Below are 24,305 nucleotides of genomic sequence, written 5' to 3'. Positions count from 1 at the left end.
TGTTATATTAAAAAATGGGTGCGAAATAAACGGAAACATTTATATACGCAAAATGGTTTAGACCTCCGGGAACCAAATCCCGGGGTCTAAACCTATAATAGTGTGTTGGTTTAGCTTACTTAAGCTCAACCTCAGCTCCTGCTTCTTCTAACTGTGCTTTTAATGCTTCAGCTTCGTCTTTAGAAACTCCTTCTTTAACAGGTTTTGGAGCACTGTCTACCAATTCTTTAGCATCTTTCAAGCCAAGACCGGTAAGTTCTTTTACTAATTTCACTACGGCTAGTTTAGATCCACCCGGAGCTTTAAGGATTACGTCAAATTCAGACTGCTCTTCAGCGGCTTCTTCACCACCGGCAGCAGCGCCACCACCAGCAACTACAGCTGCAGCAGCAGGCTCAATCCCGTATTCGTTTTTCAAAATATCAGCTAACTCATTAACCTCTTTTACTGTCAAGTTAACCAATTGTTCTGCGAAATCTTTTAAATCTGCCATTTTCTATCGTTTTTAAAATGTAATGTAATTTATGTTTGTTAAAAAGTGCGTACTTGTTTATCCTTCTTTTTCAGAAAGGGTCTTAAGAATTCCTGCGATCTTACCACCACCAGATTTAAGTGCCGAAATAACATTTTTGGCAGGTGATTGTAGTAATCCAACAATATCTCCAATAACTTCTTCTTTAGATTTGATGCTAACCAGGGTATCCAGTTTATCATCTCCAATGAATATAGCCTCTTCAATAAACGCGCCTTTTAGTAAAGGGCGGTCAGATTTTTTTCTGAATTCTTTAATTACTTTAGCCGGTCCATTTCCTGTTTCAGAAAACATGATTGAAGTGTTTCCTTTCAATACTGAAGGAAGCTCTCCAAAATCCTTATCTGAACTCTCCATAGCCTTAGCCAGAAGTGTATTCTTAACTACCGCAAGCTTTACGTTTGCTTTAAAACAAGCTCTACGTAAGTTTGTTGTGTTCAAAGCGTTCAAGCCTGAAATATCTGCTAAATAAATAGTGGTATTATCAGCTAACTGGGCAGTTAAATCTTCAATTACTCTTGATTTTTCTTCTCTTGTCATAATCCAATAATATTATTGCTCAGTGAACCTTTTAGTATCGATCTCAACACTAGGACTCATAGTGCTAGACATGTGAATACTCTTAATGTAAACACCTTTAGCAGCCGTAGGTTTCAATTTTACCAGGGTAGTTAATAATTCTCTTGCGTTTCCTGCTATTTTATCTGCCTCAAAAGAAGCCTTTCCAATACCAGCGTGAACAATACCTGTCTTATCTACCTTGAAGTCGATCTTACCGGCTTTAACATCAGATACCGCTTTCGCAACATCCATAGTTACAGTTCCGGTCTTAGGGTTAGGCATCAAACCTCTTGGTCCAAGAACACGTCCAAGGGGTCCTAATTTACCCATAACACTAGGCATAGTGATGATCACATCAACATCTGTCCAGCCACCTTTGATCTTATCAAGGTACTCGTCTAAACCAACGTAATCTGCGCCGGCTTCCTTAGCTTCTGCTTCCTTATCTGGAGTAACAAGCGCCAAAACCTTTACGTCTTTACCGGTACCATGTGGTAGGGTAACAACGCCACGCACCATTTGATTCGCCTTACGGGGATCTACGTTCAAACGAACGGCGATATCCACAGATGGATCAAAGTTTACGTTAGAAATCTCTTTTATTAAAGCTGAAGCTTCTGCAACCGAATAAGTTTTACCTTTTTCAACTTTAGACTGTGCTTCCTTTTGCTTTTTAGTCAATCTTGCCATTTTTAATTTCTTTTTGGATTAAAAAGGTGCCTGTCCTTTTACAGTAACTCCCATAGATCTAGCTGTACCAGCCACCATCTTCATTGCAGATTCCAGAGTAAATGCATTTAGATCCTGCATTTTATCTTCAGCAATGGCTTTAACCTGATCCCAAGAAACACTAGCTACTTTCTTACGGTTTGGTTCTCCAGAACCTTTCTTAGCCTTCGCAGCTTCTAAAATCTGAACTGCAGCCGGTGGAGTTTTGATCACAAAGTCAAAAGACTTATCTTTAAAAACTGTGATCACAACAGGCAATACTTTCCCCTGCTTATCCTGGGTTCTGGCATTGAACTGCTTACAGAATTCCATGATATTTACTCCGGCAGCACCTAAAGCTGGTCCAACCGGTGGTGATGGGTTAGCAGCACCTCCGCGAACTTGTAACTTAACAACCTTACTTACTTCTTTTGCCATTTTATTAATTTTAAGATGATAGTTTTGTTAGTGGAAGCATACTAAAACTACCCAAAAATATATAGTGTAACAGTTATTATACTTTTTCTACCTGCATATAGCTTAACTCGAGCGGTGTCTTTCTACCAAAAATCTTCACCATCACTTCAAGCTTACGCTTCTCCTCATTGATCTTTTCAACTGTACCGTTAAATCCGTTGAAAGGACCGTCAATTACCTTGATAGTTTCTCCAATAGTAAATGGAATCGCAACATTGTCTGCTTTTACAGAAAGCTCATCCACTTTACCAAGCATACGGTTAACCTCAGATTTTCTTAAAGGCACAGGATCTCCTCCTTTTGTTTCTCCTAAAAACCCGATAACACCGTTAATAGATTTGATAATGTGAGGAATCTCACCTTCAAGACTGGCAAGTATCATTACATAACCCGGAAAGTAAACACGTTCTTTGTTTACTTTCTTCCCATTGCGAATCTGGATCACTTTTTCTGTTGGAACAAGAACCTGCTCAACAAAATCTTCAAGGCCTTCATGAGCGATCTCCCGCTCAATATAATCCTTAACTTTATTCTCCTGTCCGCTTACGGCACGAACTACATACCAGCTTTTATCTTTAACCTCTGCCATTGCAATAATTTTTTATGATTTGATCCACTCAAAATATTGCTCTATCACCCCACTGAACACAGTATCTACACCCCAGATAGCCAATGCAAAAATGATAGAAAATACCGCTACCAAAACCGTTAGTCTCTGAGCTTCTGCCCAGGTTGGCCAGGTTACGTGGTTCTTCAATTCATTATAGGACTCCGAAATGTAATTTGCTATTCCTGCCATGGTATAATTTTTTTCTCACTTAACCTGAAATTAAGTGCCGGCTCCGTCTTCACCCCCTTTCTTCGGAAAGAATTCGGTGGCCTTGTAGTTGATCAATATATTTTGAAAAAGAGGTTTTTATAAGACCACTCTTGCGCACGGGTTGAGAGACTCGAACTCCCGACACCTGGTTTTGGAGACCAGTGCTCTACCAACTGAGCTAAACCCGTAAATATAAGTCAAGGTTTCCCGCCCAGGACGGGAAACCTCAACTTTATAATAAACCAGTAATTAGTCTAAAATTTCAGTTACCTGACCAGCACCTACGGTTCTACCACCCTCACGGATTGCGAAACGAAGACCTACGTTCATAGCGATAGGCTGGATCAATTCAACGTGAATAGTTAAGTTATCACCTGGCATTACCATCTCTACTCCTTCCGGAAGAGAAATTGTTCCTGTAACGTCTGTTGTACGTACGTAGAACTGTGGACGGTAATTGTTGTGGAATGGAGTGTGACGTCCACCTTCTTCTTTCTTAAGGATATAAACCTCAGCTTTGAATTTAGCGTGTGGAGTTACAGATCCTGGCTTAGTAATAACCATACCTCTTGAGATCTGGGTTTTCTCAATACCTCTTAGAAGGATACCAACGTTGTCACCGGCCTCACCTCTGTCAAGGATCTTACGGAACATTTCAACTCCTGTAATAGTAGAAGTAAGTTTTCCAGCACCCATACCAATGATCTCTACAGGATCTCCAGTGTTAGCAACACCAGTTTCGATACGTCCTGTTGCAACAGTACCACGACCAGTAATAGAGAATACATCTTCGATAGGCATAAGGAATGGCTTATCAACATCACGTTCCGGCATTTCGATCCAGCTATCAACAGCTTCCATCAATTCAAGAACGGTCTTTGTCCACTTCTCATCTCCGTTAAGAGCACCAAGAGCAGATCCTGAAATCACAGGTCCGTTATCTCCATCATATTCGTAGAAAGAAAGAAGATCTCTTACTTCCATTTCAACTAGCTCAAGAAGCTCCTCATCATCAACAAGGTCAACTTTGTTAAGGAACACAACAATTCTTGGAATACCAACCTGGCGTCCAAGAAGGATGTGCTCACGTGTTTGTGGCATAGGACCATCTGTAGCCGCAACCACAAGAATAGCACCGTCCATTTGAGCAGCACCAGTAACCATGTTCTTCACGTAATCCGCGTGACCTGGACAGTCAACGTGTGCATAGTGACGCCTCTCAGTTGAATATTCAACGTGCGAAGAGTTGATGGTAATACCTCTTTCTTTTTCTTCCGGAGCATTATCGATCTGATCAAAAGATCTAGCTTCTGAATAACCGGCATCAGCCATTACTTTAGTAATCGCTGCTGTTAAAGTTGTTTTTCCGTGATCTACGTGTCCAATCGTACCTATGTTTAGGTGCGGCTTGGACCGATCGTAAGTTGCCTTTGCCATAATTAATACTTATTTAATCTTAGTTATATATTAGTGTTCAATTTTATACAAATCTCTGAGCCAACGACGGGAATTGAACCCGTGACCTCTTCCTTACCAAGGAAACGCTCTACCCCTGAGCTACGTCGGCAAAAAAAGTCACCTCCGACAAAGCTTTCTTTTTGGGGAGACAACTAATTAGGTCTTAAGAACAAATACTTATTTTTTCCTAGCAGAAAAACACGCCGTAGCGTGAGAATCTTAAAGTTTTAAAGAAGCATTCTTCTTTCTTACTCAAGTTTTCCCTAAAGAAAACTTAGAGCGGGAGACCGGGTTCGAACCGGCGACATTCAGCTTGGAAGGCTGACGCTCTACCAACTGAGCTACTCCCGCATTTGGTTCCTGGTTCCAGGTTTAAAGTTCAAGGTTAAAAAAACCTGAAACCTTAAACCTGAAACTTTGAACCTTGGTGGTGGGGAGAGCAGGATTCGAACCTGCGAAGTTAAAAAACAACAGATTTACAGTCTGTCCTCGTTGGCCGCTTGAGTATCTCCCCAATTTTTACCTTTTCAATATTTCAGAGAACCATCGCTTCGAATGGTTACTTTTTTGAAGCCGCAAATTAATAGAAAATTAATTTACCACACAAAGCTTTTTTTTCAAAATTTCAAGAACTCGAAAAAATATATTCTTTCAATATTTCAGAGCCGATGGAGGGACTCCCCTCGACTTTCGCTCGGGATAAACTTCTCGTCCCTCTGTAGCTCTTCAGAACGCTGTTCATCTTGCTACGCCCGCGCGTTTTTTCTTCAATATTTCAGAGCCGATGGAGGGACTCGAACCCACGACCTGCTGATTACAAATCAGCTGCTCTAGCCAGCTGAGCTACATCGGCCTAATACTGCCTTTTTTCACAAAAAAAGTCCGCTATTTCTAACGGACTGCAAATGTATAAATTTAATTCTGTTCTCAAAACATTTGAGAAAATATTTTTTAGGCTACCTGCACATTAAATTTTCTCTTCCTCTTCTGTAGTTGCCGCTCCAGGGAACTAACACATTCATCTACACCTATTTCAAATCTCCTGCCTTTCTTTTTACAAATAATTTCATCCCCGGGGATACTCAGTAAAATTTCCGAAATTTTATTCTCTTTTAAGCTGGTATTTTCCACTTTGAGATATACCTCAGCAAACGTTACATTGTCAAAATGGGTTTCAAGCTTGTCCAGCTTTTTTTGAACGAAATTGATCAGTTTTTGATCTGCCTGGAAGTTTACGGATTGGACGTTGACTTTCATAAAATTTAAATTTTAATTAGACAATTACTCAGATCCCTTCTTATTGTTCCGGGGGTGTGCGTTTTTATAGACCTTGTTGAGCTCGGCCATGCTGTTGTGGGTGTATACCTGAGTGGCAGCAAGACTGGAATGTCCCAGAAGTTCTTTAACAGCATTTATATGAGCACCCTGGTTCAACAAGTGAGTGGCAAAAGAATGCCGCAGGATGTGCGGACTCTTCTTTAACTTACTCGAGATACCTCTAAAGTAATTATTAATTGTTCTGTAGACAAGGGAATCATACATTTTAACGCCTGCTGAAGTCAAAAATAAATATCCTTCGGAATTCTCATTTTCGACACCTTTTCTTTCCTGAAGATATGCTTCTACAGTACCCGTCACTCCGGCAAGTAAAGGAATAAATCTCTCTTTGCTCCCCTTACCTTTTACTTTAAGTAATCCTGTGGAGAGATCCACATCTTTCAATCTTATCCCGATTAATTCACTGCGCCTTATTCCGGTGGAATAGAATAGCTCGACCATTAGTTTATTTCTTACGGCTTCAAAACCCTCAGCCGGGATTTGCTGCAGTGCATTCTCTACTTCAGTCTCAGAAAAGGGAACCTGCAGACTTCTGGAGGTTTTCAGCGACCGGTGTTTCGCCAGGGGAGAGACTTCAATTTGTCTGGACTTTTGAAGGAACCGGTAATACGCCTTAATAGATGAAGTCTTACGGTTAATGCTGGTGTTGGATAACCCCTGTTCTACCAAATGAACGATCCAGTTGCGCACCTGCGGATAATTCACCTCCTTTAGATCCTCCTGCCCGTAAGTAGCAGAAATGAATTCAGCAAAACTTAAAAGATCGGCCTTGTATGCAGTGATCGTATGAGCAGAATTTTGCTTTTCAAGTTCCAGGTACTGGAAGAAAGGGTCGAATTGGTTTTGGGGCATAAAAAAACTGTTGACAGACAAAGTTATTAAACTTTAGTCTACCAACAGTTAATATTATATACCTAAGAACTCAGGCTTAGGAATTGATCTTAGATCTCTTCCTGATCTCTTAGATGCTGAATGTAAGCAGCTTTTTGGATTTGAGCCCTACGTTCTACTGACGGTTTTGTGAATGCTTGACGATCTCTCAACTGACGCATTGTTCCTGTACGATCAAATTTACGCTTGAAACGCTTCAGCGCTCTATCAATATTTTCTCCGTCTTTAACTGGTATAATTAACATAGTGTCACCTCCTTTCTTTAAAAATTAGGGTGCAAAGATAATCCATTATTGCAAACCCACAATTATTCGAATATTTATTTTGAAAAAAGTTCTAATCGAATTCCAAGCACCAAATTCCAAGCACCAATTGATCAGTGATCAGAGGTCAGTGGTCAGAGGACAGTGGACATAACCACCACCTGAAACCCGCAACTGGCAACCCGCAACCTAAAACCTTAAACTTTGAACCTACTTGGCTGCCGGTTTATATTCTTTCCCGTCTATAAGCATCTTAGCGATGATCTCCCTCAGGATCTCTGAAGTTCCTCCTCCAATAGGCCCTAATCTACTGTCACGTAAAAGCCGTGCCAACGGATAATCTTCCATGTACCCATAACCTCCAAGGAACTGAAGACACTTATAGATCACTTCGTCTGCAATTTTAGTAGAGAGCAGCTTAGACATACTGGCTTCCTTTACCACGTATACACCGCGGTGCATTCTTTCGGCAATGGAATAATTGAATTCCTTTGCCATCTCCACCTCACTGGCCATATCGGCATAGGTATGTCGAAGCGCCTGGAATTTATCTATGGTAGTTCCAAAAGCCTCTCTTTCCTTCATATATTGTAGTGTATAATCAAGAGCAAACTCGGCCCGCGCGTGAGCATTTATTCCCATGATCAATCTTTCAAAAGCAAAGTGCTGCATGATATAAGGAAATCCCTTTCCTTCTTCTCCCATAAGATTAGAGACAGGAATTTCCACATTGTCAAACGCGATCTCGGCAGTATCTGATGCCCTCCAGCCCAGCTTGTCTAACTTGGTAGCCGATATTCCGGGAGTATCACGATCTACAATAAAAATACTCATCCCTTTAGCCTTCAGCTCGGGATTGGTCTTGGCAGCCACTACTAAATAGTCAGAGTAGACTCCATTAGTAATGAATGTCTTTGATCCATTGATCACGTATTTGTCCCCTTTCTTAACTGCAGTGGTACGCATTCCTGCCACATCACTACCTCCCGAAGGTTCAGAAATACAAAGACAACCAATTTTTTCTCCGCTTATACTGGCGGTCAGGTATTTTTCTTTAATTGCTTCATCTCCTTCCTTTGCAACATGGGTCATGGCAAGGTAAGCATGAGCCCACATAGCCGCTGCGAATCCACCACTATTGATCTTCTGCAATTCCTCTAGAAAAATTACGGTGTAGAAAATATCCAGATCAAGACCTCCATATTGTTCAGGATAGTTGAGTCCAAAATATCCCATTTCCCCGAATTTTTCCCAGATGAAACGTTCAATAGTTCCCGTTTTTTCCCATTTATCAATATGTGGCACCACTTCCTTCTGTAAAAATTCCCGGAAGCTTTTTCTGAATAATTCGTGCTCTTCTGTAAAATATCTGCTATTCATAAAAATAATTTCTGAATGTTGTTTTTTTTTGACCTTAAAATTAAAGGGGGTGCGAAAAACTCAATTTTTCCCGTCGATCGTCAAATATAGCTCAATTCTGTCTAATTTATCAACGGGAAAATTCTTAATCTGCCGCAGTTCTTCAAAACTTTTAATCTCCCCTGCTTCCTCCCTGAATTTCACAATGGCCCGTGCCTGTTCATAATTGAGGTAAGGTAAGTCCACTAGTTGTAAGACAGTAGCCGAATTAATATCGCTCCTCTCTCCTGCGGAATTTTTCACCTCAAAATTTTCGAGTAGTCTTAATATGACTTCAGGTGATAAACCATAAACATCTTTAAGCTGTGCATTACCCCTGAAGCCTCCCAGACTATTTCTGTAGCTTACGATCCTGGCGGAAAGTTTTTCCCCAATGCCATTGACCTTCCGGAGATCATCTTCTGTGGCAGCGTTGAGATCGGCTTTTATAAGAGGTGTTGAAAATACCTTTTTTGACACCTTATTATCTTCGGAAGTATTTCTTCTGAAGTCCGGAAATTTGAAAGATGGAGCGAGAATCTTCAGCAATGAATCGGAGACTCCCGTTACAGCCTGAAATTCTTCAGCCGAATTGACCCATAGATCCCGCTTCCGGAATTCATGTAACCTGTCAATTTCAGTCACACTCATGCCGAGCATATAACCTTTATAATCAGAAATAAAATTGGGATTGAAAGGTACAAGAGGCACAGAATCCTTCTGCGCTGCCAGTAATTTCAAAGAATCTATTGATCTCTGCATTTGCTCCACTATCTCCTCCTCGCGTGGATTGGGTGAAGCTTCCGAAGAGAAAGAAATAAAGAAATATATCAGCTGGAGCACGATAATGATCGCCACCAAAATAAAGATCCCATTCTGTTGACTTCTTGTGAAAACAAAATTGGACCTCAGGTTTTTCATGCTATGTCCAGAAGCTTAAGAAGCTTTCTTCACGCGCTCCTTTTCGGGCTTACGAAAAAGCTCACCGGCTTTTAACTTTCTGCTGTACTCGTCGAGATCCTTCTTCACTTCTCCACTCATGATGTAAAGACCAATAATGTTAGGGAAGGACATCGCCAGGATCATCATATCGGAGAAATCCAATACAGCTCCTAAACTTACAGAGGCACCAACTACTACAAAGAAAAGGAATAGTGATTTATAGACAACTTCAGTCTTTTTACTTTTTCCGAAGAGGTAGGTCCAGGCTCGCATCCCGTAGTATGACCAGGAGATCATGGTTGAAAATGCGAAAAGGAAAACTGCAGTTGCAAGTACATAGGGGAACCAGGAGATCACACTTCCAAAGGCACTGGAAGTAAGTTCAACTCCTCCAACTCCTTCAACTTCATGCATCCCTGTGAAAATAAGTACCAGAGCAGTAAGGGTACACACTACTACCGTATCTATGAAAGGTTCAAGCAAAGCGACAAAACCTTCGGAAGGCGGATGATGGGTTTTCGCCGCACTGTGTGCAATAGCTGCCGATCCAACCCCCGCTTCATTCGAGAAAGCTGCTCTCTGGAATCCAACGATCAAAACCCCTATCACTCCACCTTTTAGTGCACTCGGGCTTAAAGCTCCGTCCCAAATTGCTGAGAAAGCAGGACCTATATTTTCGATATTCACTCCAATTACTACAAGCGCTCCAAGTATATAAATTCCGGCCATCACAGGCACAATTTTCCCGGTTACCTTAGCAATACTGGAAATTCCTCCAATAATTACAATTCCTACCAGGATAGCTACCACTATCCCAAAGAGGAACCCATTCCCAACAAGTACCGGAAATTCACCTGCAAGAATTACAAAAGACTGGTTGGCCTGGAACATATTTCCACCCCCAAAAGAGGCTCCAATTGCTAGAATAGCAAAGAAAACAGCCAGGAATTTCCCTAATCCCTTTTGTCCTCTTTTTTCAAGACCATAGCGCAGGTAATTCATAGGCCCACCAAATACTCGGCCTTCACTATTAATAAATCTATACTTCACCCCAAGGGTACATTCCACGAATTTAGAAGACATTCCAAGTAAACCGGCAATGATCATCCAAAAAGTAGCACCTGCCCCTCCCAGGGAAACAGCCACGGCCACCCCGGCGATATTTCCCAGACCAACTGTTCCGGAAACCGCAGTAGCAAGCGCCTGGAAATGCGTTACCTGTCCCGGGGCATTAGGGTCATCATATTTTCCTTTAGCCAGTTGTAAAGCATGTTTAAAACCTCTAATATTTATAAAGCCCATCCGCAATGTAAAGAACAAAGCTCCAAGGACAAGCCAGATCACGATGAACGGAATATCTTTTTGTTGCAGGTCCCCGTTTGGATGTGTAAGAGCCACAGGATTTTCATAATCAATTGCGGCAAGGTACTGTGCTCCCTGTTCTATAACGTGCTCTTTATTCTCTGAATTATAGATCATTCCCCCTTCCTGCACCAGGTATCTTAAAGTACCTGAAGCATTGGCGTAGGCAGTAATATTCTCTCCATCTTTGGAAACCATAGCTATCGCATCTCCTTCTTCCACCTCTGTTCCTTCGGGCAAGAGCCATTCAGAAAGAATAAATTTCCCGTCAACATTTGCTTCCCATTCGGGAGCAGGAACTCTTCGAAAGTCGGCATAAACTACAGGATCATAGATGCCAATAGCAGAGAAAGGATCCCAAAAGAGAATACTTCCCATACTGGCAACAATAGGAGCAAAAGTCCCGTTAAAATGTTCTGTGATAGCCTGTGCCGGTACTTTGTAGGTTTTCTCCACCTCGGCTCCCGTTGCATCTTTAACAACTACAGAATACTCAACTCCTTCCACCAGTCCCTCTGCTCGGGGAGAATCAAGAGGAGTTTCCTGGCTGGACCACCTGTATTCATAAGGCGGGGTTCCGCCCTGAACACTCAGTTCAACAAATCCATCATTGATCTCCTTTGAGGGATTTTGAATGTTAGCGTCTACCTTTAGATCCTGTGCATAGGCAGTTAGAATAAAAACAGAAAAAAAGAATGAAAGCAAAGACTTTCTCATATAAACATTTTAAAATAATATTAAATGGAATTTTCGGCGAAGCAAGATGCTAAAAATATTAACGTTTTCAAATTATCTGGAGTTAAAAAGCAAATAAAACGTTAATCTAAGGAAGTTCTGTTTTAAGCTACTTCTCTATAAATCAAAAACAGAGGTGCGCTTGGAATAGATCATATCTTTGAATTTCAGGAGGAAAGCAAGAGTAAGATAAATTGCGAAGCCTATCCCAAAAGTTGCAAACGACAGATAAATAAAAAAGAGACGAACGTTTTTCGCTCTCATTCCCAACTTATCGGCAAAGCGCGACGAGACATAAAAACCATGCCTCTCAAAATAATTTCTAATTTGGTTCACCCATTTTTGCATGCCGTAAAGATATTAAATTTGTGGTTCTTTCTGAAGGATCTTTAATCCCACAGCACATTGAAGACAGGCATTTTTATCACAGTACTCTTTCTTCAATTGTAAAAATCCCTGGGACTGCAGCGCGTTATTTAAATTTTCGGGACGCAGAGTTCTGAATTTTTTAATGATCTGATTCTCTTCGGGTGCAATGCTTTCCATGATCTCAAAAAGGCCATCAATTGCTTTGCCCTTACTTTTTAGCCATGAGAATTTCACAGGCACCACAGTATTAATGATCAACAGGTCAAGGAATTTTCTGCTAAAATTCTTTTTCCTGGGACGATGACCGGAGGAAAAAGTATAATGACTACTCCAAAATTCGTTCAATTGGATCTGGAAAAGCTGATAAATATCCTGAGCTTCTGAAATCTTCTCAAGAGAAGAAAACAAATTTTCGTTTTTATGATAGACTGCTGCGAGCTGGACCAATCTTATCTCCGGAAAATTATCAGGTCTAAGCCGGAAATATTTTGACGGCAGGATTCCCTCGCCCGATAATGCAAATTTACGTTTAAGATAGGCATATTCTTCCTGCAGCTTTCGATAATAAGGCTCTTCATGATCCCCTTTTAAAAATCCTCCCTGCCCCAGTAGCAAAGATTCAAGCTGCAGTAAATTTCCCCGGGTTTTGCGAATTACTCCAAAAGGAATGGACCTTGCTATACCCATAAAAGCCTCTCCATTGACGTTAAGCCCAAAGTTCCTGGCGAGCAGCTGAAAAAGAACTGCTTCCCAGTCTCCTGCCGACTTCTCTAAAAGGGTATTTATGAGCGCCGTTTTTTGTTCCAGTCTTTCCAGATACAGCCGCTCCAGCCAGTTCTCTAAAAGAAATTCCTCAATTTGAGGAAGATCATCTTCACAATTGATCCACCTGTTAGAAGAACCTGAACACAATTCATTATATGCGTCAAGGGCACCATTTTGTACCAGATGTTTTATTTCTACTACAGGCAGGGAAGAATTGTCTTTTCTAAAAACCTCTACATCGTGCTCCCAAACCACATGCAGGATCACATTGTCGTATGCAGGATCAGTTTCGTGCCCGTGCAAATACCAGTCTGAGGAACGAAGATGTATCTCCAGATTCCCCGCCCATTGCTGACCACCGATAAGCAGCCGTGCATTAAAAAAATCGGGACCCGAGAAGAGATTGTGAGTTCCGGGAGAAACAACTTTAACAGGTAAACCATCAGAGGTTTGGAGCCTCCAATGTTCTATTTTCTGAAATTTCCACAAGTAGTGTAGGTAATCTTCCCGCATAAATTAAAAATATGCATTTTAGACATATCTTTTTGAGGGACAGTAATTTATTAAGCAGGAAAAGACTTACAAAATAAGTTAAATTTCAGTATTTATTATCTCTACAACTTTCGGATAGATCAGGTCCACCCATTGCCGGTACATGTCGCCACTCGGGTGAAGATCATCTTCTGCTATCAATTCGGGTTCTTCCCTTGCCCTGCGTGAAATTGGAGTAATGTCAAAAAACTTAATATTGTACTGCCCTGCGACATCATTAAACACCTCATTAAATTCATCCAGCTCCTTACCTATCTCTTCCTCCCTGGAAGCTCCAAATGGCGTCACACCGTAATCGGGAATACTCAGAGCAAACACACCGGCAGCACCTTTTTTCGAATGCCCGATTGCTCTTTTAAAAATTTCGTGGAGATCTTCTTCATAATCTTCGATACTTTTTCCCTGGTACTGATTGTTAACCCCAATGAGCACAGAGACAAGATCAAATTTTTCGTTATTAAGCCGCTCATCCATTGCCCTGAGTAAATCCCCGGTAGTCCATCCGGTTGTGGCAATGATCCTTGGGTCTTCGATTTCAAAACCTCCGAGCCGCAGCTTTTCAGTAAGCTGAACCGGCCATCGCATTTCGGGTTCCACACTTTCGCCAATAGTATATGAATCCCCCAGAGCAAGATACCTCAATGGATCTTCTTCAACTATTACAATATTCTCTGCTTCTTTTTCTTTACATCCAAAAAGCAGGGTAAACAACAGGCAAGACAATAAGAATCCTCTCATAATGACTATTTTAAAAAGCTAAAATATATTTTTCTGCGGCAGCTCTACCCATCCACTTTCCTATATTTACCTAAAATCATTAAAAATGAAGATTATAATTTCTCTTAGCCTCCTCTTTTCAAGCTTAAATATCATAGCACAGAACCAGAATCCCCTGGCAGAATTTTGGGAAAAACTTGAACAGCATTGTGGGCAAGCCTATGAAGGAAAAGTAGTTGCAGCTCCCGAAAATGATGACTTCAGAAACAAAAAGCTGGTGATGCATGTACGATCCTGTGCAGAGAACCAAATCAAGATTCCTTTTTTTGTTGGAGATGACCGTTCCCGCACCTGGGTCCTTTCAAAGACCAATGGAAAACTGGAACTAAAGCATGACCACCGACATAAAGACGGAAGCGAAGATGAAGTTACAATGTATGGCGGCACTGCATCTAATCATGGACAGCCTCATTTACAGGTTTTCCCGGCCGACCAGCAAACAGCCGATCTCTTGCCATTGGCAGCTTCTAATGTGTGGTGGATCACATTAACAGATACCGGCTTCACCTACAACCTGAGAAGATTAGGAACAGACCGGTTTTTTAGCGTCGAATTCGACTTAACACAACCTGTAAAAACACCTGCAGCTCCCTGGGGCTGGGAAGAATAATTCTTAATTCCCGGTTAAACCGAACAGCACATAATCAGGATTTGGAGTAAAAATTTTATCTTATTGCCAAAGGAATGAAAATGGATACTCAACAACCCGCACCAGGTGACAGATCAACAGAAAAGCACGGGGATCAACCTGAAAAAAAAGAAAGCAAGTTAATGGCAGGTCTTAAGAAGGTCGGCTTTCATGTATGGTTGGCGGTTATGATCATTGGTGGTGCCCTGGCATTTATTACTGCTCTTTTTCTGGTATGACAAAAGTTAAGATCTTATTCGGCGTATGCACGGGCATATTTCTGCTCAATCTATTCTTGCTGAATCTTCCGGTACAGCTGCCCGTATTCTTTTCTTCCTATCTGAATGATCTGCTCTGCATTCCCGTGGTATTAAGTATTTGCCTTTTCATTATTCGGTGGATGACAAAACAGAAGGAACTCAGAATTTCACTTTTTTCGGCCTTTTCTCTTGCCGCTCTTTATTCTGTATACTTCGAGATCTACCTGCCGGAAGTCACCACAAGATATACTGCAGATGTTGTAGATATGCTGCTCTATTTTTCAGGGGCATTGATATTTTGGCTGGTCCAAAGAACTGACCCTACACCTAAACCCCGCATGGAGGAATGAAAAAAGCCGCCCCGAAGGCAGCTTTTTTTATCCATTCGTCTAGTCTCTAGTTTCTAGATTCTAGTCTCTTACTCTATATATCCCATCTTCCGCATCCAGTCGTCGTTGAACATTTTCCCAACGTAACGGCTGCCGTGATCATGGAATAATATCACGACCACATCATCCTTTTTGAAATGTTCCTTTAGCTGAAGTAATCCTTTGATCGCAGCTCCTGCACTATTCCCCAGAAACATCCCTTCTTCTTTTGCCAGCCTCTGAGTATAAACGGCCGCATCTTTATCGGTCACCTTCGTAAATCCGTCGATAATTCCAAAATCTACATTCTTAGGCAGAATATCCTCGCCAATACCTTCGGTCACGTAAGGATATATCTCCTTCTCATCAAAAATTCCGGTTTCGTGATACTTTTTAAAGACAGAACCATAAGTATCTATCCCCCAAACTTTCACATTGGGATTCTGTTCCTTCAGGTATTTTCCAACGCCCGAAATAGTTCCTCCCGTTCCAACTCCCACTACAAAGTGAGTCACTTTACCATCAGTTTGTCTCCAGATTTCTGGACCTGTACTTTCATAATGCGCTTTTGTATTGGAAAGATTATCGTACTGGTTAACGTACCATGAATTGGGCGTTTCTTCGGAAAGCCTTTTTGAGGTAGAATAGTATGACTGGGGGTCGTCTGGCGCTACATCTGTAGGACATACCACCACCTCACTGCCTACGGCGCGTAAAATGTCAATTTTCTCCTTGGATTGTTTATCGGCCATTACGCATATCATCCGGTAACCTTTTACAATCGCAGCCAGTGCAAGTCCCATTCCGGTGTTTCCCGAAGTTCCTTCAATTATAGTTCCACCCGGCTTTAATAAACCTGCAGCTTCGGCATCTTCGATCATTTTGACAGCCATTCGATCCTTTACCGAGTTCCCCGGATTAAAGGTTTCGTATTTGGCAAGCACCAGGGCGTCGATCCCTTCCGTCAGTTTATTTATCCTGACAAGAGGTGTATTTCCAATGGTACCTAATATATTTTCAGCGTATTCCATATCTCAATTTTTCGGCTGCAAAGGTAAGAAAAAAAGCAGCTTTTAAAAGGGTTCAAAAGGGGTGCCAAAAATGGCATTTTTGAGACCTCTTCTTAATCGAACTTCATTGCTCTCACGGGAGAAATTCGCGTGATAATGTATGACGGGATAAGCAGCATCAGCATACACAACAACAGGGTGCCGAGGTTCACTCCCAGAATGTATTCCCAGCCAATGTATACGGGTGCTTCAGTCACATAATAAGTTTCAGGATTAAGAGGAATGAGTTTCAGGTATTTTTGGGCAAAAAGGAGTCCGAGGCCTATGAGATTACCCCAAAATAGTCCGAGGAGAATAAGATATCCGGCGTTATAGAGAAAGATTTTCCTAATACTCCAGTCGCTGCTTCCCAGCGCCTTCAGAATTCCTATCATCTGAGTTCGTTCGAGGATCAAAACCAGTAAGGCGGTAATCATATTTATTCCCGCCACCAGGATCATGATCCCAATAATTAAGGCAATATTGAAATCGAATAAGGATAACCATTCAAAAATAGAATAATACTGCTGCTTTATGGTACGGGTATCCAGGAAAGAACCAGTGTTTTCATAGATCTCCTGTCCTTTCTCCTCTACCTTGCTGAAATCTTTCAGAAAGACCTCAAAATTCCCCACCTGATCTTTTTCCCAGCGATTGATACGCTGAACGTGACGAATATCTGCCAGCATATAGAGTTCATCAAAATCCAGAAATCCGGAATTATAGATCCCTTTGACAACAAAACCACGGATTAACGGAGTTCTGCTGGTCTCATCCCGCAGAAAATAAGTAGGCACCTTGTCCCCTACTTCCAATCCCATTCTTTTCGCAGTATATTTTGAAATAAGAACCTCATCATTAAGGCTTCCGGAAACATCGGGCAGCTCCCCCTCCACCAAAAATTCTTCAAAATAATCCCAATTATAATCGGTGCCGATTCCTTTAACAATGATTCCTTCAAAATCGGTCTCTGTTCTTATAACCCCGCCAAGGTAGGCAGTAGCCTGTACATGCTCAATACCGTCTACTGAATCGAATTCCGGATAAAAATCCTGATTAATGGAAACAGGCATAAGGGAAACCTGTGAATTGTTGTTGTCATAGCTGGAAATGGTAACATGCCCTGTAAAAGCCGACATTTTCTCCCTTATCTTTTGCTGCAATCCAATACCGGTAGCAAAAGCTACCAGCATCATGATCACTCCAATGGAAATGGCTACAATTGCTATTTTAATTATAGGTGCCGATATGCTACTTTTGTGCTGCTTGGCACTAATAAGACGTTTAGCAATAAAGAATTCCAAATTCAAGAGCAGCTATGAGTTTAAGATTTTTCAAAAGTACATTTTTATTCCTACTTATCAGTGTAACTGCCTGCGGAAACAACTCCCAAAGGACAGCTAATATTCCTGCTGAAGGAAACAGAAAATCCGGCACTGCTGAAGCAACCGATAATCTCAGACTCGGCGCAGAAAGAACCGATTATTTTATAAGCTTTTTGGAAGGTAAGAAAGTGGGACTGGTGGGAAATCAAACCAGTATTATTCCTACTGAAGCAGGTCATATCCACCTGGTGGATACGCTTCTTTCTCTTAACGTAGACCTTCAAAAAGTCTTTGCCCCCGAACATGGTTTCCGTGGCACTGCCGATGCCGGAGAAGCTGTCGAAGACGGCAAAGATCCACGTACGGGGCTTCCGGTGATCTCTCTTTACGGCAACAACAAAAAACCAACTGCAGCACAATTGAAAGATCTGGACATTCTCATTTTTGACCTGCAGGATGTCGGTGCCCGCTTCTATACATATATTTCCACCTTACATTACGTCATGGAAGCAGCTGCCGAAAATGGGATAAAAGTTTTGGTATTTGACCGGCCAAATCCCAACGCACATTACATCGACGGTCCAATTCTCGAACCTCAGCACCAGAGTTTTGTGGGAATGCATCCTGTTCCGGTTGTACATGGACTCACCATTGGGGAATACGCTAAAATGATCAACGGCGAGAAATGGTTGAAAAACGGAATTCAGGCAGATCTGGAAGTAATTGAAATGGAAAATTACAACCGCGAAATACAGTATGAACTCCCCGTAAAACCTTCTCCAAACCTGCCCAATTCCCAATCGATCAATCTTTATCCAAGTCTTTGTTTCTTCGAAGGAACTAATGTGAATGCCGGTCGTGGAACGAATAAGCAGTTCCAGGTCTTTGGCTCTCCATTTCTCCCTGGAGAAAAATTCGATTATTCCTATGTGCCACAATCTAATGAAGGGGCTAAAAATCCGAAGCACCTTGGAAAAACCTGCTACGGAAGAGACCTGTCTGAACATGAGCACCTCGATCAGCTCAACCTTGAGTGGCTAATAGAGGCTTATAACAACACCTCTCAAAAAGGGGAATTTTTCAACACTTTCTTCACCAATCTCGCCGGTACCAAAAAACTGCAGCAGCAAATTGAATCAGGCCAGAGTGCAAAGGAAATTAGAAGCACCTGGAAGGAAGGCTTGCAGGAATTTGAGGGTGTGAGGAATAAGTATATACTTTACGGTGAGTAGAGAGTCTAGATTCTAGATTCTAGATTCTAGACTCCTTTAAAACCTGCAAGTCGTTTCATCTCCTCCACAATATTATACGCTGCCGGACAAATGGCAACGTTCTTCATGGTGAGGTTGGAGATTTTATGGAAATCTTTCCTGTTTGTATGCGGGAATTCGCTGCAGGCTTTGGGCCTTACGTCGTAGATGAGACAATAATTATCGGGTGCCAGAAAGGCGCAGGGTACTTCCTGGAGGACGTAATCATTGTCCTCATCGATCCGCAGGTATTGATCGATGAACTGTTGGGGCTTTTGGCGCAGGTGTTTGGAAATGCGCTCAATGTCTTTATTGGTAAAGAGTGGTCCTGTAGTTTTACAGCAGTTGGCACAGGTGAGACAGTCAGTGCGACTGAATTCCTCCTCGTGCAATTGCTGCATTTGAAGATCCAGCTGCTTTGGAGGTTTCTTTTTCAGCCGGGAGAAAAATTTCTTATTCTCCTTATGTTTATCTTTGGCCCGCTGCGGGAGCCCATCTATCTCTTCCTGCATGCCGCAAAGATAAACAGAACCAGGACGTGAACAAGTTAAAAAACCAGCCCGATATCTTCGGAAAAGCCATTACTGCATACTACGAATCTAGTGATGAAGAGGACATTATTGTACATTCTGCCGACTTTGATGATGATGTCATTCCCGTGCCTTACCTCTTTAGAAGCTATGAGGAAATGCCGGAACTTGAGCAAAAAGCACTTCAATCCTGCCGGGGGAGAGTTCTCGATGTAGGCTGCGGAGCAGGGAGTCATTCCCTTTACCTTCAGGAGGAACGGGGACTAAAGGTGACTGCTATAGACACTTCAGCCGGAGCAATTGATATCTGTAAAAAAAGAGGGGTCATTGATGCCAGAAACATTGCCTTCGAAGAGCTTTCCGGCGAAAAATTCGACACCATTCTGCTGTTAATGAATGGTACCGGTATAGTTGGTAAAATGCGGTTTCTGGATGCTTTTTTTCAGCAGTTTAAAAATCTGCTGAACACAAACGGGCAGGTTTTGATTGATTCTTCAGACCTGATTTACCTTTTTGACGCAGATGAAGACGGGGGAATTTGGATAGATACTTCAGAAGGATACTATGGCGAACTTACATTTAGTCTAAGCTACAAAGGGGAAACCTCAGATACTTTTCAGTGGTTGTATCTTGATTTTGATTCCTTATATTTAGCAGCAGGAAAGAATGGTTTTAAATGTGAGCAAATTTTTGAAGGTGCTCATTACGATTACCTTGCAAAACTTACTTTAAAATAAGATTAATGGCGTTATCTTCTGTAAATAGATTTTGTGGCTGGCTCATTGTTTTAATTTTCTTCGCAGGCTGTTCGGTCGATGAGGCTGAAAAAATCCCTACATCCCATAGAAATGATCTTGTACTTGGAGCATCGGCCAGGGATTATCTTAGTGACGAAAAATTCACCTCTCTTCAAGTTGAAGTAGTGTATGTCACGGGATTTGAACCAACTTCTGAAGCAATTGGCAGCCTTAAAACTTTCCTGAACAAATACATCAATAAACCCAATGGCATTTCCATAATTACCAGGGCGATCCCTTCCCCAAATATGGGAACCTATGCGATAGAAGAAATAGTTGAGCTAGAAAAATCTGAAAGAACTGTCTTTTCCAACGGGGAGAAACTTGGCACCTTTATTTTCTTTGCAGACGAAAAAAGCACAGACAGCGATGAACAACGTCGTGTTATTGGTAAGGCTTACCGCAATACTTCTATGGTCATTTTTGATAAAGAGATCCGGGATATGTCGAATTCCGGAACCAGAGGAGAAATTCAGACGACTGCCTTACATCACGAATTTGGACATCTATTCGGCCTTGTCAATAATGGCACCCCGGCACAATCCCCTCATGAGGACAGTGATTCCAAGAAAAAAGCACACTGCGATGTGGAAGGTTGCCTTATGAATGCCGAAATAGAATTCGGTACTTCTCCATTCAGTTTTCTTGAGAACGGCCAGCAAATCCTCGACTTTGACGATCAGTGTAAACTCGATCTAAAGGCAAATGGAGGGAAATAAATCCTAACGGATTTATTTATTCAAGGTTCAAAGTTCAAGATTCAAAGTCATTGTTGTCCGATGAAAAAAGAAGGAACCTCTGAAAAAGCCCGCTAATGCTGATCAGAGATTTTATCTATCAATCTAAGGGGGTGATTTAGTTCTTTAAATTTTAAATATTCTACCAATGAAAATATATTTTCACAACATTGAATTTCAGTATCTTATTCAAAAGTCTTGGTTCTAGATTCTAAAAGCGGAGCGGTCTAGATTCTTTTTCCGGACAACAATGGTTCAAGATTCAAAGTTGTTACACGTTGCAGGTTGTTTGCTTTATGATCAATTCATATTTTCCCACCTTAAAAAGCAGGAATACCAATATATCTCCCCTGCCGGGACTTTGAATATTGCCTACTGGTTCAAGGTTTAAGGTTCAAGGTTTAAGGTTTAAGGTTTTATTAGATTACAAAACCCTCTAAAGTTTATCTTTAAAGGGTTTTTGTATATAAATTCATCAGGTTAAGCACTGCTAATTTCGTACTTCTAACTTCTTACTTTCTTACATCACTGAACACTTTTTTCCCTCCTAAATAAGTCGCATTTGCTTTCATGTTAGGGAGTTCTGATTCAGGGATTTCCATGATATCCTGCTCCAGGATCACGAAATCGGCGAACTTGCCGTTTTCTATACTACCCTTCTCCTTTTCTTCAAAGTTACTGTAGGCGGCCCAGATTGTCATTCCCCTAAGAGTTTCTTCTCTTGATAAGGCTTGCTCGGGCATATATCCGCCTTCAGGATAATTCTCAAGATCCTTTCTTGCGACCGCAGCGTAAAATGTCATAAAAGGATTTACTTCTTCAATAGGAAAATCTGTTCCCAAGGCAATTACTCCGGCTTCATCCAGTAATTGTTTAAAGGCATAGGCACCTTTTTCCCTCTCTTCGCCTAAACGATCTCCTGCCCAGTACATATCACTTGTAGCGTGGGTAGGCTGCACTGAAGGAATGATGTTCCTGCTAAAATATTTGAAATCCTCCTGTCCAATAACCTGAGAATGCTCTACTTTCCAACGACGATCCTCCCCTTTCCCAATCAGGGAATCATAAGTTCTTAGAACAAGCACATTAGCGGAATCTCCAATGGCGTGGGTATTCATTTGATAATCTGATGCAGCTATTCTCGCAGCAGTTTCACGGAATTCTTTAATTGGTGAAAGTAATGCACCATAATGTCCATGCCTGTCGGCGTAAGGATCTTTTAAAGCGGCTCCCCGGGAACCCAGAGCCCCGTCACCATAAAATTTTACAGAGCGAACGTTAAGTTTATCTGTCTTATAAGGACTTCGATTAAGGTAATAATCCAGGTTCTCTTTGGTGTTACTGATCATGGCATAAAGCCGCACCTCAAGATCCCCATTTTGCTGCAGACTGTCGATCAATTCGATCGTGCTGCGATCAAGTCCGGCGTCGTTAATAGTTGTGAGTCCATATCCAAAGACAATCTTTTGAGCATCCAGTAGCGCCTGAATTTGTTCTTCACGTGTAGGTTCGGGGACAGCACTAAGTACGAGATCCATAGGATTGTCTATAAGGATACCGGTCAATTTGCCGTCTTTTACTTCTATTTCTCCACCTTCAGCCGGAGTATCTACAGTAATTCCGGCAATATCTAGAGCAGCCTGATTAACAAGCAGGGCATGCCCGTCAACCCTGGTAATAGCGACAGGGGTATCAGGGAAGAGTTTATCTAAAGTATCCTTCACCGGAAATTCCTTTACCTCCCAATCATTCTGATCCCATCCTCTTCCGGTGATAAAATCATCATTATTTTCTTTCTGGAAATCCACAATACGTGAAACCACCTCATCAAAACTTTTGGTGCCCATAAGATCTACCCTTCGCTGCTGCAAACCCATTCTGTAAAAATGTGCATGCGCATCAATAAGACCCGGAACTACCGCCTTTCCGCCGGCATCTATAGTTGAATCAGCTTCAAATCTTTCCTGAAGTTCTGCCATAGTACCTACAGCTACAAAGCGGCCATCCTTTACTGCAAATGCTTCTGCCGTAGAAAAATCATCATCTACAGTATACACTTTGGCATTTATCACAAGTAAATCTGCCGATTCTTTATTGTCACAGGCGAAGAATATTCCGCAGGCAAGGAGCAAAAAGAAAATTTTTGTCTTCATTATTTTAAATTTGGGTAAAAATAGAAAATGCGCTCCAAACCGGAGCGCATTTCTTAATTATTGTACTTACTGTTTATGAAAACCACCCTATGATGGCATCACCTATTGTTTCACGGATATCGGCATTGGCTCCTGCAGCAAGGGCGATGGAAATGAACAATCCGATCATTGCATAGGAGAAGTCTTTAAAGATCATTCTACCCGCTTTCTTACGATGCTTTTTACCTTTTTTAGTACGTGCAAGACTCACGGCAATTTCTCTACCTCCAATAACCCCCAGGAATACCCAGGTTGTTGACATAGGCACTGTACTAATGAATAATTTATAGATCAACAGAATTACATAGGTAGCATCTACAAGAGTTGCAGCCCTGACATCTGAGATCCTTGCCTTTTCACTCACCACCTGCTGGATCTTATCTCCTCTTAGGTAAAATAAGAGTCCCAAACCTGCAAAAATAGTTAGAGAAAACACAAGAAATTGAAAAAGATCAAGTTGACGGGGAAGGAAAACAGCGATATTAGCTCCATCCTGCATCACCCATACTCCCCAAAGAGTACCACTCACAATCCACTGTACTACGCTCCAGCTTTTATTAAACTTACGGCTTTTAAAATATTTCTTGATCGTATTATAGGAGAGATACCATACAAGAAAAGAAAGTACAAAGGCCATAATATAACCCGTCCAGGACTTAAATACTACCGAAGTAATTCCCGAGGTATCGGCACTAAAAACACTTAAAATTAAAAATGTAGTGGATACCGGCATTCTTAACCTGGTAAGAATGAGAAGAACTAAAGGAGCAATGATCTGGAAAAAGCTAAAGTTCTCGGGGTGGGGATATTTTGTGGTCCCGTCAGGTTTCAGAAGGCGTTGATAGGTCACATCCCCATCGAAATAGATCCAGCTGAAGGTAACTACCGCGAGAAATATGGTTCCAATGAAGATCCACATCACCCACCATTTTCTCTCTTTATTACTTTCAATAAAAGTCCCCAGGGATTGTATACTGTCATTCGCTACAGTCGCGTAAGCAGCGAAAAAGAAGCCGAGCCACATTCCTGCCTGCCCGTATCCGCTCAAAATTCCGGCCAGTACCAGACCTATAATAACAATGGCGAGGAAGGTCTTTTCCTGTACCATAAAATCCAGGACATTTAAATAAGGCCTGTTCCTTTTTGTGCGGGTAAACTTTTTACTTTTTGCCATTTTTAAAATAAAAAAATCAGTGATAATTTTTAAAATCTGCGAAAAAA

General features: G+C 41.6%; 27 protein-coding genes and 5 tRNA genes. 6 read left to right on the top strand and 26 right to left on the bottom strand.

Going from position 1 to position 24,305, the window contains the following annotated elements:
• Positions 1-115: 115 nt before the first annotated feature.
• The 21 genes from rplL to G564_RS0115885 form a co-directional block, all read right to left on the bottom strand.
• Complete coding sequence (rplL, locus tag G564_RS0115985; protein WP_029038537.1) at positions 116-493, bottom strand: 50S ribosomal protein L7/L12; 378 nt, start codon at positions 491-493, stop codon at positions 116-118.
• Between the two features lie 57 nt (positions 494-550).
• A complete protein-coding gene (gene rplJ / locus G564_RS0115980) occupies positions 551-1,072 on the bottom strand; it encodes a 50S ribosomal protein L10 (protein WP_029038536.1) in 522 nt (173 codons plus the stop codon).
• 12 nt (positions 1,073-1,084) lie between these two features.
• Positions 1,085-1,783: a 50S ribosomal protein L1 gene (rplA, locus tag G564_RS0115975; protein WP_029038535.1), complete on the bottom strand. Its 699-nt coding sequence runs from the start codon at positions 1,781-1,783 to the stop codon at positions 1,085-1,087.
• An 18-nt stretch (positions 1,784-1,801) separates the two neighbouring features.
• Positions 1,802-2,239: a 50S ribosomal protein L11 gene (gene rplK / locus G564_RS0115970; protein ID WP_029038534.1), complete on the bottom strand. Its 438-nt coding sequence runs from the start codon at positions 2,237-2,239 to the stop codon at positions 1,802-1,804.
• A gap of 76 nt (positions 2,240-2,315) precedes the next feature.
• The gene (nusG, locus tag G564_RS0115965; protein WP_029038533.1) at positions 2,316-2,867 is read right to left on the bottom strand and encodes a transcription termination/antitermination protein NusG; all 552 of its coding nucleotides are present in this window, start codon (positions 2,865-2,867) and stop codon (positions 2,316-2,318) included.
• A 12-nt stretch (positions 2,868-2,879) separates the two neighbouring features.
• Positions 2,880-3,077: a preprotein translocase subunit SecE gene (gene secE, locus G564_RS0115960; RefSeq protein WP_029038532.1), complete on the bottom strand. Its 198-nt coding sequence runs from the start codon at positions 3,075-3,077 to the stop codon at positions 2,880-2,882.
• A 136-nt stretch (positions 3,078-3,213) separates the two neighbouring features.
• Positions 3,214-3,286 (bottom strand) — tRNA-Trp (locus G564_RS0115955).
• A 61-nt stretch (positions 3,287-3,347) separates the two neighbouring features.
• Positions 3,348-4,535 (bottom strand): elongation factor Tu, encoded by a 1,188-nt coding sequence (gene tuf, locus G564_RS0115950; RefSeq protein ID WP_029038531.1) that lies wholly within the window; start codon positions 4,533-4,535, stop codon positions 3,348-3,350.
• A 58-nt stretch (positions 4,536-4,593) separates the two neighbouring features.
• Positions 4,594-4,665 (bottom strand) — tRNA-Thr (locus tag G564_RS0115945).
• A 169-nt stretch (positions 4,666-4,834) separates the two neighbouring features.
• Positions 4,835-4,907, bottom strand: a tRNA-Gly gene (locus G564_RS0115940).
• Positions 4,908-4,984: 77 nt separating this feature from the next.
• Positions 4,985-5,070: transfer RNA gene (locus G564_RS0115935), tRNA-Tyr, on the bottom strand.
• Between the two features lie 265 nt (positions 5,071-5,335).
• A tRNA-Thr gene (locus G564_RS0115930) sits at positions 5,336-5,409 on the bottom strand.
• Positions 5,410-5,507: 98 nt separating this feature from the next.
• Positions 5,508-5,813, bottom strand: a complete 306-nt coding sequence (gene hpf / locus G564_RS0115925; protein ID WP_029038530.1) for a ribosome hibernation-promoting factor, HPF/YfiA family — start codon at positions 5,811-5,813, stop codon at positions 5,508-5,510.
• Between the two features lie 24 nt (positions 5,814-5,837).
• A complete protein-coding gene (locus tag G564_RS0115920; RefSeq protein ID WP_029038529.1) occupies positions 5,838-6,746 on the bottom strand; it encodes a tyrosine-type recombinase/integrase in 909 nt (302 codons plus the stop codon).
• An 89-nt stretch (positions 6,747-6,835) separates the two neighbouring features.
• Complete coding sequence (gene rpsU, locus G564_RS0115915; RefSeq protein ID WP_029035711.1) at positions 6,836-7,030, bottom strand: 30S ribosomal protein S21; 195 nt, start codon at positions 7,028-7,030, stop codon at positions 6,836-6,838.
• A gap of 228 nt (positions 7,031-7,258) precedes the next feature.
• Positions 7,259-8,428 carry an acyl-CoA dehydrogenase family protein gene (locus G564_RS0115910; RefSeq protein ID WP_029038528.1) on the bottom strand — a complete coding sequence of 390 codons (1,170 nt, stop codon included), beginning with the start codon at positions 8,426-8,428 and terminating at the stop codon, positions 7,259-7,261.
• Positions 8,429-8,488: 60 nt separating this feature from the next.
• Positions 8,489-9,367 carry a ComEA family DNA-binding protein gene (locus G564_RS0115905; RefSeq protein WP_029038527.1) on the bottom strand — a complete coding sequence of 293 codons (879 nt, stop codon included), beginning with the start codon at positions 9,365-9,367 and terminating at the stop codon, positions 8,489-8,491.
• A gap of 15 nt (positions 9,368-9,382) precedes the next feature.
• Positions 9,383-11,467, bottom strand: a complete 2,085-nt coding sequence (locus G564_RS0115900; protein ID WP_029038526.1) for an amino acid carrier protein — start codon at positions 11,465-11,467, stop codon at positions 9,383-9,385.
• 135 nt (positions 11,468-11,602) lie between these two features.
• The gene (locus tag G564_RS0115895) at positions 11,603-11,833 is read right to left on the bottom strand and encodes a PspC family transcriptional regulator (protein WP_029038525.1); all 231 of its coding nucleotides are present in this window, start codon (positions 11,831-11,833) and stop codon (positions 11,603-11,605) included.
• Positions 11,834-11,845: 12 nt separating this feature from the next.
• Positions 11,846-13,132 carry a DUF2851 family protein gene (locus G564_RS0115890; RefSeq protein WP_029038524.1) on the bottom strand — a complete coding sequence of 429 codons (1,287 nt, stop codon included), beginning with the start codon at positions 13,130-13,132 and terminating at the stop codon, positions 11,846-11,848.
• Between the two features lie 78 nt (positions 13,133-13,210).
• Positions 13,211-13,909 (bottom strand): SGNH/GDSL hydrolase family protein, encoded by a 699-nt coding sequence (locus tag G564_RS0115885; RefSeq protein ID WP_029038523.1) that lies wholly within the window; start codon positions 13,907-13,909, stop codon positions 13,211-13,213.
• An 85-nt stretch (positions 13,910-13,994) separates the two neighbouring features.
• Here G564_RS0115885 and G564_RS0115880 point away from each other — a divergent pair, with 85 nt between their 5' ends.
• The 3 genes from G564_RS0115880 to G564_RS20405 all read left to right on the top strand — a co-directional run bounded on the left by G564_RS0115880 (position 13,995) and on the right by G564_RS20405 (position 15,186).
• Positions 13,995-14,558 (top strand): hypothetical protein, encoded by a 564-nt coding sequence (locus G564_RS0115880; RefSeq protein WP_029038522.1) that lies wholly within the window; start codon positions 13,995-13,997, stop codon positions 14,556-14,558.
• A gap of 74 nt (positions 14,559-14,632) precedes the next feature.
• A complete protein-coding gene (locus G564_RS0115875; RefSeq protein ID WP_029038521.1) occupies positions 14,633-14,815 on the top strand; it encodes a hypothetical protein in 183 nt (60 codons plus the stop codon).
• 161 nt (positions 14,816-14,976) lie between these two features.
• On the top strand, positions 14,977-15,186 hold the full coding sequence (locus G564_RS20405; RefSeq protein ID WP_156879273.1) for a hypothetical protein: 210 nt from the start codon (positions 14,977-14,979) through the stop codon (positions 15,184-15,186).
• Between the two features lie 68 nt (positions 15,187-15,254).
• Here G564_RS20405 and G564_RS0115865 read toward each other — a convergent pair whose 3' ends face one another.
• Both G564_RS0115865 and G564_RS0115860 read right to left on the bottom strand, forming a co-directional pair.
• On the bottom strand, positions 15,255-16,235 hold the full coding sequence (locus G564_RS0115865) for a PLP-dependent cysteine synthase family protein (protein ID WP_029038519.1): 981 nt from the start codon (positions 16,233-16,235) through the stop codon (positions 15,255-15,257).
• Between the two features lie 92 nt (positions 16,236-16,327).
• On the bottom strand, positions 16,328-17,563 hold the full coding sequence (locus G564_RS0115860; protein ID WP_029038518.1) for an ABC transporter permease: 1,236 nt from the start codon (positions 17,561-17,563) through the stop codon (positions 16,328-16,330).
• Between the two features lie 8 nt (positions 17,564-17,571).
• On the opposite strand from G564_RS0115860, the gene G564_RS0115855 reads away from it, so the two are divergent.
• Positions 17,572-18,810 carry an exo-beta-N-acetylmuramidase NamZ family protein gene (locus G564_RS0115855; RefSeq protein WP_029038517.1) on the top strand — a complete coding sequence of 413 codons (1,239 nt, stop codon included), beginning with the start codon at positions 17,572-17,574 and terminating at the stop codon, positions 18,808-18,810.
• Positions 18,811-18,836: 26 nt separating this feature from the next.
• On the opposite strand, the gene G564_RS0115850 is transcribed toward G564_RS0115855, so the two are convergent.
• Positions 18,837-19,340 carry a YkgJ family cysteine cluster protein gene (locus tag G564_RS0115850; protein ID WP_029038516.1) on the bottom strand — a complete coding sequence of 168 codons (504 nt, stop codon included), beginning with the start codon at positions 19,338-19,340 and terminating at the stop codon, positions 18,837-18,839.
• 26 nt (positions 19,341-19,366) lie between these two features.
• Between G564_RS0115850 and G564_RS0115845 the strand changes: the two genes are divergently transcribed.
• Entirely contained in the window at positions 19,367-20,095 is a 729-nt protein-coding gene (locus tag G564_RS0115845; RefSeq protein ID WP_029038515.1) for a class I SAM-dependent methyltransferase, read from the top strand.
• 5 nt (positions 20,096-20,100) lie between these two features.
• Positions 20,101-20,874, top strand: a complete 774-nt coding sequence (locus G564_RS0115840; protein WP_029038514.1) for a hypothetical protein — start codon at positions 20,101-20,103, stop codon at positions 20,872-20,874.
• A gap of 530 nt (positions 20,875-21,404) precedes the next feature.
• On the opposite strand, the gene G564_RS0115830 is transcribed toward G564_RS0115840, so the two are convergent.
• Both G564_RS0115830 and G564_RS0115825 read right to left on the bottom strand, forming a co-directional pair.
• Positions 21,405-23,045: an amidohydrolase gene (locus G564_RS0115830; RefSeq protein WP_029038513.1), complete on the bottom strand. Its 1,641-nt coding sequence runs from the start codon at positions 23,043-23,045 to the stop codon at positions 21,405-21,407.
• A 73-nt stretch (positions 23,046-23,118) separates the two neighbouring features.
• Positions 23,119-24,258, bottom strand: coding sequence for a hypothetical protein (locus G564_RS0115825; RefSeq protein ID WP_029038512.1), 1,140 nt, complete (start codon positions 24,256-24,258; stop codon positions 23,119-23,121).
• Positions 24,259-24,305: the final 47 nt, after the last annotated feature.

The sequence above is a fragment of the Salinimicrobium xinjiangense DSM 19287 genome (genome assembly GCF_000423585.1).
Taxonomy (GTDB): domain Bacteria; phylum Bacteroidota; class Bacteroidia; order Flavobacteriales; family Flavobacteriaceae; genus Salinimicrobium; species Salinimicrobium xinjiangense.
Note: the sequence above shows the minus strand (reverse complement) of the source record. Positions and strands in the feature narration are given on the sequence as shown.

Bases quoted from the DNA above. Each gene is read 5' to 3' on its own strand.
- G564_RS20405 (WP_156879273.1), top strand. From the start codon at position 14,977: ATGACAAAACAGAAGGAACTCAGAATTTCACTTTTTTCGGCCTTTTCT.
- G564_RS0115885 (WP_029038523.1), bottom strand. From the start codon at position 13,909: ATGAGAGGATTCTTATTGTCTTGCCTGTTGTTTACCCTGCTTTTTGGA.
- G564_RS0115865 (WP_029038519.1), bottom strand. From the start codon at position 16,235: ATGGAATACGCTGAAAATATATTAGGTACCATTGGAAATACACCTCTT.
- G564_RS0115895 (WP_029038525.1), bottom strand. From the start codon at position 11,833: ATGCAAAAATGGGTGAACCAAATTAGAAATTATTTTGAGAGGCATGGT.
- tuf (WP_029038531.1), bottom strand. From the start codon at position 4,535: ATGGCAAAGGCAACTTACGATCGGTCCAAGCCGCACCTAAACATAGGT.
- G564_RS0115905 (WP_029038527.1), bottom strand. From the start codon at position 9,367: ATGAAAAACCTGAGGTCCAATTTTGTTTTCACAAGAAGTCAACAGAAT.
- G564_RS0115850 (WP_029038516.1), bottom strand. From the start codon at position 19,340: ATGCAGGAAGAGATAGATGGGCTCCCGCAGCGGGCCAAAGATAAACAT.
- G564_RS0115920 (WP_029038529.1), bottom strand. From the start codon at position 6,746: ATGCCCCAAAACCAATTCGACCCTTTCTTCCAGTACCTGGAACTTGAA.
- rplA (WP_029038535.1), bottom strand. From the start codon at position 1,783: ATGGCAAGATTGACTAAAAAGCAAAAGGAAGCACAGTCTAAAGTTGAA.
- G564_RS0115875 (WP_029038521.1), top strand. From the start codon at position 14,633: ATGAAAATGGATACTCAACAACCCGCACCAGGTGACAGATCAACAGAA.
- nusG (WP_029038533.1), bottom strand. From the start codon at position 2,867: ATGGCAGAGGTTAAAGATAAAAGCTGGTATGTAGTTCGTGCCGTAAGC.
- rplJ (WP_029038536.1), bottom strand. From the start codon at position 1,072: ATGACAAGAGAAGAAAAATCAAGAGTAATTGAAGATTTAACTGCCCAG.
- G564_RS0115900 (WP_029038526.1), bottom strand. From the start codon at position 11,467: ATGAGAAAGTCTTTGCTTTCATTCTTTTTTTCTGTTTTTATTCTAACT.
- hpf (WP_029038530.1), bottom strand. From the start codon at position 5,813: ATGAAAGTCAACGTCCAATCCGTAAACTTCCAGGCAGATCAAAAACTG.
- G564_RS0115830 (WP_029038513.1), bottom strand. From the start codon at position 23,045: ATGAAGACAAAAATTTTCTTTTTGCTCCTTGCCTGCGGAATATTCTTC.
- G564_RS0115855 (WP_029038517.1), top strand. From the start codon at position 17,572: ATGAGTTTAAGATTTTTCAAAAGTACATTTTTATTCCTACTTATCAGT.
- rplK (WP_029038534.1), bottom strand. From the start codon at position 2,239: ATGGCAAAAGAAGTAAGTAAGGTTGTTAAGTTACAAGTTCGCGGAGGT.
- rpsU (WP_029035711.1), bottom strand. From the start codon at position 7,030: ATGTTAATTATACCAGTTAAAGACGGAGAAAATATTGATAGAGCGCTG.
- G564_RS0115825 (WP_029038512.1), bottom strand. From the start codon at position 24,258: ATGGCAAAAAGTAAAAAGTTTACCCGCACAAAAAGGAACAGGCCTTAT.
- rplL (WP_029038537.1), bottom strand. From the start codon at position 493: ATGGCAGATTTAAAAGATTTCGCAGAACAATTGGTTAACTTGACAGTA.
- G564_RS0115880 (WP_029038522.1), top strand. From the start codon at position 13,995: ATGAAGATTATAATTTCTCTTAGCCTCCTCTTTTCAAGCTTAAATATC.
- G564_RS0115840 (WP_029038514.1), top strand. From the start codon at position 20,101: ATGGCGTTATCTTCTGTAAATAGATTTTGTGGCTGGCTCATTGTTTTA.
- G564_RS0115890 (WP_029038524.1), bottom strand. From the start codon at position 13,132: ATGCGGGAAGATTACCTACACTACTTGTGGAAATTTCAGAAAATAGAA.
- secE (WP_029038532.1), bottom strand. From the start codon at position 3,077: ATGGCAGGAATAGCAAATTACATTTCGGAGTCCTATAATGAATTGAAG.
- G564_RS0115910 (WP_029038528.1), bottom strand. From the start codon at position 8,428: ATGAATAGCAGATATTTTACAGAAGAGCACGAATTATTCAGAAAAAGC.